The organism is Pseudoalteromonas sp. (assembly GCF_041613455.1).
In the GTDB taxonomy this organism is placed as follows: domain Bacteria; phylum Pseudomonadota; class Gammaproteobacteria; order Enterobacterales; family Alteromonadaceae; genus Pseudoalteromonas.
Genome location: NZ_JBFJHD010000090.1, coordinates 1 through 11914 on the forward strand (window position 1 = coordinate 1; position 11914 = coordinate 11914).

11 protein-coding genes are annotated in these 11914 nt (G+C 42.3%); 8 read left to right on the forward strand and 3 right to left on the reverse strand.

Going from position 1 to position 11914, the window contains the following annotated elements; genetic code table 11:
- Positions 1–450 precede the first annotated feature (450 nt).
- Entirely contained in the window at positions 451–3516 is a 3066-nt protein-coding gene (locus ABYB02_RS09825; RefSeq protein WP_372762287.1) for a carboxypeptidase regulatory-like domain-containing protein, read from the forward strand.
- Between the two features lie 82 nt (positions 3517–3598).
- On the opposite strand, the gene ABYB02_RS09830 is transcribed toward ABYB02_RS09825, so the two are convergent.
- Positions 3599–4030 (reverse strand): MarR family winged helix-turn-helix transcriptional regulator, encoded by a 432-nt coding sequence (locus ABYB02_RS09830; protein ID WP_372762288.1) that lies wholly within the window; start codon positions 4028–4030, stop codon positions 3599–3601.
- A 166-nt stretch (positions 4031–4196) separates the two neighbouring features.
- Here ABYB02_RS09830 and hmgA point away from each other — a divergent pair, with 166 nt between their 5' ends.
- Together hmgA and maiA are read left to right on the forward strand one after the other, a co-directional pair.
- Entirely contained in the window at positions 4197–5498 is a 1302-nt protein-coding gene (gene hmgA, locus ABYB02_RS09835; RefSeq protein WP_372762289.1) for a homogentisate 1,2-dioxygenase, read from the forward strand.
- Between the two features lie 7 nt (positions 5499–5505).
- Complete coding sequence (maiA, locus tag ABYB02_RS09840; RefSeq protein ID WP_372762290.1) at positions 5506–6135, forward strand: maleylacetoacetate isomerase; 630 nt, start codon at positions 5506–5508, stop codon at positions 6133–6135.
- Positions 6136–6143: 8 nt separating this feature from the next.
- Here the strand turns inward: maiA and ABYB02_RS09845 are convergent, their stop codons facing one another.
- Complete coding sequence (locus ABYB02_RS09845; RefSeq protein ID WP_372762291.1) at positions 6144–6377, reverse strand: TIGR02647 family protein; 234 nt, start codon at positions 6375–6377, stop codon at positions 6144–6146.
- A 329-nt stretch (positions 6378–6706) separates the two neighbouring features.
- On the opposite strand from ABYB02_RS09845, the gene ABYB02_RS09850 reads away from it, so the two are divergent.
- Both ABYB02_RS09850 and ABYB02_RS09855 read left to right on the forward strand, forming a co-directional pair.
- Complete coding sequence (locus ABYB02_RS09850; protein WP_372762292.1) at positions 6707–7009, forward strand: DUF1496 domain-containing protein; 303 nt, start codon at positions 6707–6709, stop codon at positions 7007–7009.
- A gap of 54 nt (positions 7010–7063) precedes the next feature.
- The gene (locus ABYB02_RS09855) at positions 7064–7372 is read left to right on the forward strand and encodes a VF530 family DNA-binding protein (protein ID WP_372762293.1); all 309 of its coding nucleotides are present in this window, start codon (positions 7064–7066) and stop codon (positions 7370–7372) included.
- Between the two features lie 53 nt (positions 7373–7425).
- Here ABYB02_RS09855 and ABYB02_RS09860 read toward each other — a convergent pair whose 3' ends face one another.
- The gene (locus ABYB02_RS09860) at positions 7426–9054 is read right to left on the reverse strand and encodes a diacylglycerol kinase family protein (protein ID WP_372762294.1); all 1629 of its coding nucleotides are present in this window, start codon (positions 9052–9054) and stop codon (positions 7426–7428) included.
- 351 nt (positions 9055–9405) lie between these two features.
- Between ABYB02_RS09860 and ABYB02_RS09865 the strand changes: the two genes are divergently transcribed.
- The 3 genes from ABYB02_RS09865 to ABYB02_RS09875 all read left to right on the forward strand — a co-directional run.
- Positions 9406–9930, forward strand: a complete 525-nt coding sequence (locus ABYB02_RS09865) for a sigma-70 family RNA polymerase sigma factor (RefSeq protein ID WP_372762295.1) — start codon at positions 9406–9408, stop codon at positions 9928–9930.
- Positions 9927–10610 (forward strand): anti-sigma factor domain-containing protein, encoded by a 684-nt coding sequence (locus ABYB02_RS09870; RefSeq protein WP_372762296.1) that lies wholly within the window; start codon positions 9927–9929, stop codon positions 10608–10610. The genes ABYB02_RS09865 and ABYB02_RS09870 overlap by 4 nt, the downstream gene beginning before the upstream one ends.
- Positions 10611–10784: 174 nt before the next feature.
- A partial coding sequence (locus tag ABYB02_RS09875) for a DUF4331 domain-containing protein (RefSeq protein WP_372762297.1) occupies positions 10785–11914 on the forward strand: 1130 nt, incomplete at its 3' end.

Sequence of the window (11914 nt, forward strand, 5' to 3'; positions counted from 1 at the left end):
AGAAAAACGTTTAGGTTTCCAAGATCAAGCCATTTATGACTTTGGTGGCTTAGATGACGAAGGCCGTTATATCATCGATGCTCGCTATAATGGCGCTGATGTGCGTAATTACAGCCAAATTGCAACGTCATCATCGGCATGGCAAGCTAAAATTGGTGTCAGCTATAAGTTTTAATTTATAGCGACTATACATAACAAAGCCCGTTTTTAACGGGCTTTTTTATGGCTAAAATTTATAAATCACTGGCGTGTTCATATTTAACCATTAATTTTAGCGTTAACGAAATTAAGCTAGATAAAACAGACGTTTGTTCTACACTGGTTTTGTTGCGAAATTATGCAAACTGTAATTCATTTGTAACGGATTACTAGTTATAATCGCAAATTGGTCAAAGAAGTTAAAACAGCATCTAGTCAATCAAACATAAAAACACCTTACAGGGAATTAACATGAAAATTCAACTTCGTAAAACAGCACTTTCACTCGCTATTGCAGCCTGTGTGGGAGTGAGTAGCGCTGCGATGGCTAATGAAACCTCATCATCGGTCAGAGGACAAATCACTGGGCCAAATGGCACGCCAGCAGTCGGTACACAAATTACTATTATTCATGTGCCATCTGGTTCAACTAAAGTTGCCACAGTGAACGCCCAAGGTAACTTTTCAACAAAAGGATTACGGGTCGGTGGCCCTTATAAAATAGTTGTTGATTCAGATACCTATGAAGATACTCAATTAGATGATATCTATTTAACCTTAGGCCAAACTTACCCAGTCACAGTGGCACTTCGCTCGCAGCAAATGGAACAAATTGTGGTTAGTGGCGCGCCTATTAGTGCGCAATCTGGCAGTACAGGCCCTGCTTCTCACTTTAGCCTTGACGACTTACAAAACAAACCCGCTATTAATCGTGACTTAAAAGATATTATTCGTGCCGATCCGCGTATTTATATTGACGAAACAAATGCCGGTGCTATTAACTGTGGGGGCGGTAATCCGCGCTTTAATAGTTTAACGGTTGATGGCGTGCGCATGAACGATAATTTCGGTCTGAACTCCAGTGGTTACCCAACCGAAAGAATGCCTTTTTCTTTTGACTCGATTGCGCAAGTGGCCGTTGAGCTTGCCCCTTTCGATGTACAGTATGGCGGCTTTACCTCATGTAACATTAACGCAGTAACTAAATCGGGTACTAATGAACTAAGTGGTGGCTTATTTTACGACTACACCAACGACTCTATGTCGGGCGATTCAATCAAAGGCAATAAGCAGCAACTGGGAGACTACTCAGAAAAGCGTTATGGCTTTAACCTAGGTTTACCGCTGATTGAAGACACACTGTTTTTATTCACTTCGTATGAAAAGCTAGAAGGCGCGCAAATTTTTGCCTACACGCCGTTCGCTAATGGCCGTATCAATCAAGCCACTGTAGATCGTATAACGCAAATTGCGCAAGATAACTACGGCTACGATGCGGGCACTATGACGCCGAGCATGCCGGTTGAAGATGAGAAAATTCTCGTTAAATTAGACTGGAATATTAACAATTCGCATCGTGCTAGTTTTATGTATAACTACAACGATGGTTATAGCTTAGCGCAGTCGGACGCAGATGCAGATGAGCTGGCATTATCAAGCCATTTTTATGAGCGCGGTGCAGAGTTACAATCCTATGTGACTTCATTTTATTCTGATTGGAGCGATGACTTTTCCACTGAGGTGCGCATAGGTTACTCTAAACTTGACAATCGTCAGGATTCACTAGACGCAGCGTCTGGTTTTGGTGAGTTCCGAATCGATACGGGTGACGTAGATGTTTACCTTGGCCCTGATGATTCTCGTCAAGCTAATAAACTTAAGTATGATAACTTATCACTTAAATTTGCCGGGACTTACTATTTAGAAGATCATGAACTTTCATTCGGCTATGAACGTGAAGAGCTGGATGTGTTTAACTTGTTTGTGCAGCACAATGAAGGTGAATACCGTTTTGGCTCTATCGAAGACTTCGAAAACGGCATTGCCCGTGTCTATTATGGTAATGCCTCAAGCCATAATCCCGATGATGCGGCTGGTGAATTTAAATACGCTCTTAATACACTTTACTTCCAAGATAAGTTTGAGTTAATTGATTACGACATTTCACTGACTATGGGCTTACGTTATGACTGGTATACCAGCGATGATGTACCTACTCATAACCAAAATTTTGCAGATCGCTATGGCTTTTCCAATAGCCAAAACCTCGATGGCATTGATTTATTACAGCCTCGTTTAGGTGTGAACTGGATTTATAACGATCAATTAGAGCTGCGTGGCGGCATTGGCTTATACTCAGGCGGTAACCCAAATGTGTGGGTGTCAAACAGCTATTCAAACGATGGCGTACGTAATATTCAAGTCAATCAAAAGAATATGCAAATTTTAGGGCCTAATGCTGTGGCATTTAATGGTTCAGGCAAACCTGGTTACGATATTCCACAAGATTTATACGACGCGGTTGGTCAAGGGACTGCCGATGCAGGTACTAATGTCACCGATCCTAACTTTGAAATTCCGTCGGAGTGGAAGTTCTCACTGGGGGGCACGTACATTACCGAGCACGACTATGTGTTTAATGTGGATTACTTATACACCGATAAGCAAGACTCCGCCGTTATTCGCAACCTTGCCAATGTTAAAACTGCAGAAGCACCGGATGGCCGCCCTGTATATAGCGATGACTTACACCCGCGCCAGTCAGACTTAATGCTCACTAACGTCAAAGGGGCTGATGCGTATTCACATGTGTTATCGCTGGCGATGAATAAAGCGTTTGATAATGGGGTAGATTTAGCGCTGTCGTATGCTTATACCATAGCAAAAGATGTGCACCCAATGCCAAGCTCAGTGGCATTTACTAACTACCATAATATCGCCGTTGCAGACTCTGAAAACCCAGCGCTTGCGAATTCTAATTATGAAATTCCGCACCGCTTTACCATGAGCTTATCTTATAGCCATGAGCTCTTTGATGGCTACGAAACTAAATACAACCTATTTGGTCAAGCGTCGCAAACCAGCCCATATTCGTACACCTTTGACTCGCGCTCTGGTGGCTTAGGCTTTAACGATAGCAGCCGCCAGTTATTATACGTACCTACAAGCGATGATAGTAAGGTCGTTTACGGCGCTGACTTTGATAAAGCCGCATTTGATCAGTGGGTTGAGCAAGAAGGCTTAAAACGCGGCGAAATCCAAAAGCGTAATAGCATTGATGGCGACTGGTGGATCACTTTCGACTTTAAAGTGGAGCAAGAGTTTATGGGCTTCACCGATGAGCAAAAAGGGTCTGCTTACTTTGTGATTAAAAACATTGGTAATATGCTTAATGACGACTGGGGTGTGCTAGAAACGGGTAACGCGCTGCAAAGTGCTGTGACCGCAGACATCGTTGATGGTCAATATGTATTCAACCGTTTTAATAACCCCGCTGGAGCAAGTGTTGATACTAAGCCCTCTCTATGGGAAATGTGAATTGGCGTTAAATACACGTTCTGATTCAGTGCTTAGCTAAAGCAGATATTTACAGCCCACCGATGTAACTTGGTGGGCTTTTTTATTGCTGTAATTTAACCGTTAACTTATCAAAGCAGCGCATCAAGGTACTGTATTCATCGCGGCTCAGTGCGCTAAGTAATTGCTGCTCCCACTCCAGCGCTTGTTTTGCTATATCAGCGTACAGCTGCTGCCCTTGTTCATTTAGCATCAGTAACGCTGCGCGTTTATCTTGCGGATTTATTTCACTGCTGATCAGCTGTCGTTCAAGCAGCGCTTTTAGCGCTCTGGATACCGTTGACTTATCCATGTTTGCCTGCCTGCACAAGTCTTTTGCTGTGCTTTGCCCAAATTGCGCTAAATTTGCTAACACCCGCCACTGGGGAATATTCAAGCCAAATTGCTGCTGATAAAGCGTCGCAAAATCGTTACTCACAAGCGTAGCTAAATTATTTAATTGGTAAGGCAAAAAAGTATCTAAATTAATCTTCATAGTTGTGGCATCACTTGTTGGGCTTGCGTTTTAATTCAACGCAAAACGACTGTTCACTATTATTTACAGAGAATTCACTGCGGTGATTTGAAATTAGTCTCACTTGAGAGTATCTTAACTTAAATAATAACAACATAAAACTACCCCACTCTCACAGGAGTTGTTAATGACTAGCGAATTACAATACATGACCGGCTTTGGTAATGAGTTTGAAACCGAAGCGCTACCCGGTGCGTTGCCTATCGGGCAGTTTAGCCCGCAAAAGGTAAACTATGACTTATACGCCGAACAATTCAGTACCACCGCATTTACTGCGCCGCGTGCTCACAACCGCCGTACTTGGCTGTATCGCCTGCGCCCCTCAGTAGTACAAGGCGATTATACCCCGATGGATAACGGCTTAATTCGTACCGCCCCCATTACTGAAGTGCCGACGCCACCCACCATGCTGCGTTGGAACCCCATTGCTATTCCTGAGCAACCGACCGACTTTATTGACGGCTTAATTACAATGGCGGCCAATGGCAGTGCCAATGGTCAAACCGGTATTGCTATTCATGTGTATGTTGCGAATAAATCCATGGACACCCGCTATTTTTATAATGCCGATGGTGAAATGCTGTTTGTCCCGCAACACGGCGAACTTTTACTAAAAACGGAGTGTGGTCATTTAACCATTAAAGCCGGTGAAATCGCGGTTATTCCGCGCGGCATTAAGTTTCAGGTACAGCTTTTAAGCGACACCGCCCGTGGTTATATTTGTGAAAACTATGGTCATCAGTATGAACTGGCTGAACGTGGCCCGGTTGGCGCTAATGGTTTTGCCAACGATCGCGACTTTCAATACCCGGTAGCCGCCTTTGAAGATAAAGAAGGTGAGTTTGAGTTAGTGGCTAAATTTAACGGTAATATGTTTCGCTGTGATATCGGCCACTCGCCCCTAGATGTCGTTGCCTGGACCGGTAACAGTGCACCGTATAAATATGATCTAGCACGTTTTAATGTCATGAACACGGTGAGCTTTGATCACCCCGATCCGTCTATTTTTACTGTATTGACCTCTCCCTCAGGCACAGAAGGCGTAGCCAATATTGATTTTGCTATTTTTCCACCGCGCTGGATGGTGGCTGAAAACACCTTTCGCCCCCCCTATTACCACCGTAATATTATGAGTGAATTTATGGGCTTAATTGAAGGCGTGTACGATGCTAAAGAGCATGGCTTTGTGCCTGGTGGTATGAGCTTACATAACTGCATGTCGCCTCACGGTCCAGAAGCCGACGTATTTGAAAAAGCCTCTAACGCTGAACTTGCGCCACAACGCTACGAAAATACCTTGGCATTTATGTTTGAATCTCGCTACATTATTTCGCCGACTAAGTATGCTCTGCAAGGCAAAGAGCGCCAAGCCAACTACACTGACTGCTGGCGTACCATTAAAAAGCATTTTACCGCAGCAAAAGGATAATTAAAGCATGAAACTTTATAGTTATTTTCGTTCATCTGCCGCATATCGTGTGCGCATAGCGCTTAATTTAAAAAATATTCAGCATGAGTTGGTGGGGGTTAACTTATTAAAATCTGAGCAGCACAGTGAGGCATACTTAGCAAAAAACCCGCAAGGACTATTACCCGCATTAGAAACAGAGCACGGTGTACTTGGGCAATCGTTAGCGATTTTAGAATACCTAGAAGAAACACACCCAGAAACGCCATTAATCTTTGGTGACGCGTGGCAAAAAGCGCATATTCGCAATCTAAGCTACGCGATTGCCTGTGATATTCACCCTATTGATAATTTACGAGTACTCAAGTACCTAAGTAATGAATTAGCGGTTGATGATGACGCTAAAAATGCCTGGTATCGCCACTGGGTTGAAGTCGGGTTTGATAAAATTGAGAAAATGCTCGATGCCCAGCACAGCTATTGTGTGGGTGAGCAACCGAGCCTTGCCGATGTATGTTTAGTGCCGCAGGTATTTAACGCCATCCGCTTTAACGTAGACATGACTGCGTATCCTAAAATAGCAGCCATTTATCAGCGCTGTAATCAGTTAAGCGCCTTTAGTGATGCGGCACCTGAAAACCAACCCGATGCAATCTAAGCGCTTAATTAACTTTGCAACGCACTGTGTATAACCGTTACATGGTCAATTAAGTCTAAGCCCTGATCGGTTAAATAGCCGCCATCTGGGCTATCAATGATGCCTTTATCAAATAATCTTTGTGCGGCATTTTGTAACTTTTCATCTGCATCTGAGTGCAGTTTAATCCCCTGCATTTTGCTTTCGCGGGGAAATTTAGCCAGTAGAGTGAATTCATCGATCATTGCTTGGTTAAATTGCATATATGTTCACCTTGTTATTGTTGTGTGTTTTAACCCGTTCATTAAAGTGCCTTTATTAGTAAGCCACTCATTGATAATTAGTTTAGCTGGCATACTCAATGATACATTTAATGTTGTTTGCCTATTTATTACCCTAGCATGTTTTTATCGCATTTGTATTATTTAAATCATCGTTTTTAACCGTTAACACCTTGACTGATAACTAACTTAAACTCGCTTTAATCGTTTTTTGCTTGAGTCTGGCGGCCGCTTTTTAGCCGCCACTATTTGATGTGATTAATAATCACTTTAGTGTATGATTTTTAAACTGGTGATAATTGGAGATAAACATGCGCTATCTATTAATCTTCGCTCTTTGCTTTAGCGGCTTTATATATTTGCCTATTAGCCACGCTAATGCGATAAAAACACTGTCGGTCGTAGATGCAAGCCAATTCACGCAAACACCAGCGAGTTGTTGGTACGACAATAAACGCTACAGTGAAGGGGCATTAATACAAGTGCACGCAGTTACACTTATTTGTGGCACTAAAGATTTAGCGAATGCTGAGAGCCCGCTCATTTGGCTTAAACTTGATAAGCAAGGTAAAATAATTTATCCGACTAAGGCCGCTAAAATTACGGTGCATTAGCCTCTATGCACGAATTAAGTTACAATAGCCACAGTTTAAATAAGTAGTGTAGCTATGGATAATCAACCTAAAAACCCTTTGCATGGGGTAACCCTAGAACAAATTCTTGTTGAGTTGGAACAACGACTTGGCTGGAGAGCAATGGGTGAGCAAGTTAAAATAAAATGTTTTACTGATGCACCAAGCATTAAATCGAGCTTAAAATTTTTGCGTAAAACACCGTGGGCACGTGATAAAGTTGAAGCGCTTTATATTCATACCATCAACAATAAACCGCTGCGAAAAGCTAAAAGTACGCCCAAACCAACTGCCAATAAAACGGCTGATACATCAGGCTTTGTTTGGCCCTCAATAAAAAAATAAGCTGATAATAAAACGGCGTCTTGCAACGCCGTTTTATTAGCTTTACCGCGTAATTAGGTTTCTGGTAGCTCTTTGCATATTACATTTAATGAAGCCGGTGATATCGTTACCACCAACTTATCAGAGCTTTTTACCTCGCCATCCACCACATAATTAATCTTCTCTGCGGCTGTTATTTCTACTCTTTTCGCATTGGTATGATGCGAACTGATGGCTAAATGAGCTTGTGTAATGCTACTAAACATTAACTCTGCAATACTCATTAGTGTGGTGCTGTCATTTTCATCGGGCAGTAACCAATTCACATCAAGTAAGCCGTCACTGTGATCCGGCTGCCCACCCCCTTGTGCTAACAAAGTGGTAAATGGCGCAGCATTGGCCACTATAAAGCTGTTGGTATTAATATCGATAGGGTCATTATCATCTAATTTTACTTGAAGTGTTTGCGCTTTTTGCTCACCAAATGCGGCTAAAAAACCATTTAGATACGCTAATTGCCCTGATTTATTTTTTGCTTCGCGTCCTGCTTTTTCAATCATCGCATGCTCAAAGCCGATGCCGGCAAGTAACAGCATTAATTCGTCATTACAGTAAGCAGTATCAATTTGACATGTTTGGCCATTAATTATTAATTCACAGGCTTGTTCAACCGGTATAAATTTAGACTTTATTCCCATTAGCACATGGGCCAATGCATTAGCAGTACCCAGTGGAATAATCCCTAATCTACAGGGAGTATTAACCAACACACTAGCAACTTCGGTCACTGTGCCATCACCGCCACAGGCAATGATAATATCGGGCTGCTGCGCAATTGCTTGTTTTGCCAACGCAACGCCATTAACCTCTTCAGAGGTGGTTAACACGGTCAAGTTGTAATAAGCCGATAAACTGCCCACGATTACGTGCTCTTTTTCCTGCCACATTCTGGTGCCAGAAACAGGGTTGGCAATTAAAAACGCCTTGTTTTTTATCATTAGCTGGCCTTTTTTATGGCGTTTAGCTAAATGACGTAACTGACGTTTATTTAAGTTTGCGGTTTCACGGGTTTCTTTTATTTGTGCTAACACTTGGTGCACATCGGCGTCTTTGTTTTGACTTAATAAATAGGCTGCCATAACAAATACCGACCGGCCGCGCCCCAACGCACAGTGCACCACAACACGGCGGTTATCCTGCACATGGTGATGGATCCAATTAATTGCTTGGTTTAATTGTGAATGGGTTGGCACACTGTGATCGAGTACTGGAATATTTAAATAATTTATATTTTCTTGTGTAGAGCTCCATTCGAGCCCATCAAATTCACAGGTCACATCGAGAACGGCCGTGATCCCTTCTTCTTTTAGGGTGTCTATATCGGAAGGAAATAATCGGCACGCTAAAAAAAGATGTTCGTTAATTTGCTGAATGGGCGGTACTTTATCACGCTTACGTGACCAAGAATTGTACAACTGCGCGCCGAATAAAAAGGGAATAAACGCCCAACGAATATAAAATGGGATCACGCCATTTTCACGTTTTCTAAAAATTTTTGCGATATCGAATAGATACGCCCCTCCCACCAGCAGTAAGGATAAAGCACTCCAATAAAATATTAGTGAAAAATAAATCGAGTTAACTTCCCACCCTATAAATATGAGTAAAAATGCCAATAGTAAATAACTTATTGCAGCCCACATATGCTCTCCTTAAACCCTTTTTATTGTCATTATAAATTTGACTTTAATATTGCAGCTGCAAGTTTTACGCCATATAAACAGTTAAAAACCTCTCAACCTAAACTTATACTATTGAATTTTATAGCTTATTTTTTAGCTGCAACGCAGTTATTGATACCTTTGCTTATATTAGGTGATTTTTACATTATAGTCGGTCAAATTTTCCCAATGGCTCAATGTGTTACAAATTAATCGTTTTCTTGTATTCAACGACATAACAGCTAACCTAAATGTACAGCTGGTTTTATTTTGCATCTAAAATCCCTGCTCATCCGTATAGTTAAATAACAATAAAAAAAGATTAAGGTTATTATGGAACACGACGATTTACTCCCGCTATTATATTCAACCGCGCAAGGTGATAAACACGCCTTTGCCCGTCTTTACCAGCAAACCAGTGGTAAACTATTGGCCATTAGTTTAAACATGTTAACTAATCGAGCCCACGCCGAAGAGGTACTGCAAGAAGCATTTATAAAAATTTGGCATAACGCCTCAGAATATAACTCATCAAAGGGCAGCGTAATAAGCTGGATGATCAGTATTGTCAGATACCGCAGCCTTGATGCGCTGCGTTATCACAAAGTGCGTAAAGAACAATCACTCGTTGATGACGATATAAATGCCCAACAGGTAGAAGTCAATTACGCTGAAAATACTAAGCTAGTCAGCTGTATAGAACAATTAGAGCCACAACAAAAGCAAGCGATTCATCTAGCCTATTACAAAGGTTTAAGCCACAGTGAGCTCGTTGATCATATCGACACACCATTGGGTACAGTAAAAAGTTGGATCCGCCGTGGACTGCTGCAGCTACAAAGGTGTTTAACAATATGAATTACAATAAACCCGCGTTATTAGACTCGCTTGCAGGGCAGTATGTGCTCGGCACACTGTCGTCATTAGCCCGTAAACGCTTTCAGCGCATCATGCTCAGCAACAGTAAAGCCCGTGAAGCGACGGCCATGTGGGAGCAAAACTTAAACCACTTAGCCAGTACGGTTACTCCACAAGCACCCAGCGACCAAGTATGGGAAAAAATATTACAACGCATTGAAAACCGAGCTCAAACTACTAAAACGGTTATTCGGGCACCGTCTTCAATTTGGCGCAGCTGGTCGCTGGTCGCAACTGCAGCTTCCTTGCTGTTAGCTTTTTTAGTGATGCAGCCGAGTAATAACGTAACAGACATTCAGCAAATTGCATTAGTGCAAAATGAAGCGCAGCAACCACTGTGGTTTATAAATGTTAATCAACATGCTTTATCTGTGATGGCCAGCAGCCAATTAGTGGCGCGCACAGATAAAGACTACGAACTGTGGATGATACTCAAAGGGCAAGATACGCCCATCTCGCTAGGGCTGTTACCCAAGCACGGGCACAAGGCATTTAGCAAAAATAGCGCTTTTAACGCCAGCGATATTACTTTGCTCGCTGTTAGTTTAGAGCCTATGGGCGGCTCACCAAACGGCTTACCCACCGACGTACTGTATACCACCGAATTAGTGGTTTTATAACTTAAACCGTACACATCAGCTCTTTTACCTTTTTAGCAGTTAGGTATTAGAGCTACCCAGCTTAATAATTAACAATAAATAAATTATTTTAAAAATAAATTAACTTTCCTGCATCCAGTTTGCACTTCGCTTCGTATTACTAGTGACTTCAATCAAAAACCAAAGGACAAAGTCATGAAAGCTTTTACTCCATCAATACTCGCAGCAGTTGTATGCGCTACTTTTGTAAGTGCCCCCAGTGAAGCATCAAGTCATCGCGAAGCGCCAAATATAAGTCGCTTTCCTACATTAGATTCTACCGATTTTTATGCCTTTAATAGTTATGAGCAAGGCCGAGAAGATTTTGTTACCTTAATTGCCAATTACATTCCCTTACAAGATGCGTACGGCGGCCCTAATTACTTTGCTATGGATCCCGATGCAACTTACAGCATTCACATTGATAATGACGGTGATGCCGTAGAAGACATCACCTTTGCGTTTAATTTCAACAGTATGTTGCCAAACAATAATCAGGGCGTGCAATTAACAGTCGGGCCTGAGGGCAATCAACGTACTGTGTCTGTACCACTGAAAAATGTTGGCGGTGTCTCTGCGGGTAATGATAGTGCCGCTAATTTTAGTGAAACGTACACGGTGAACATGATCAGCGGCCCACAAAAAACCGGAACCAGCGTACAACTTACTAACACCACAACCAGCTCAGCCACGTTTGGTAAACCACTTGATTATGTTGGTAATAAAACCTTCACTTCAAAGCAAGGTTACCAAGCATATGCCGACCAATTTATGTATCAAGTGGCAATACCTAATTGTAATGACATGGCGAGAGTGTTTGTTGGCCAACGTAAAGACCCGTTTGTGGTTAACTTAGGTAAAACCTTTGATTTAGTTAACTATGTGCCAGTTGAAGGCGATAGCTCTGCGGGTGCTGGCGATGGCGGTGGTTTCCCTGGCGGGATCACCCAAGCGGCAGAGAACGATGATTTACGAGATAAAAATGTCACCGCTATTGCAATTGAAGTACCGAAAAGCTGTATCGTAGGCTTAGGTAATGGCGTGATTGGCTCTTGGACAACGGCAAGCCTACCACAAGCACGTATTTTAAACCCGAATGCTAAATTTGATAATAATGCGGTCAATGGCGGAGCGTTAACTCAGGTGTCTCGATTAGGTAACCCGCTGGTTAATGAGCTAGTGATTGGTATTAAAGATAAAGACACCTTTTCTACTGCACACCCTAAAGATGACGCGCAGTTTTTAGATTATGTGTCGCACCCTTCACTGCCTGAGTTATTAAATAT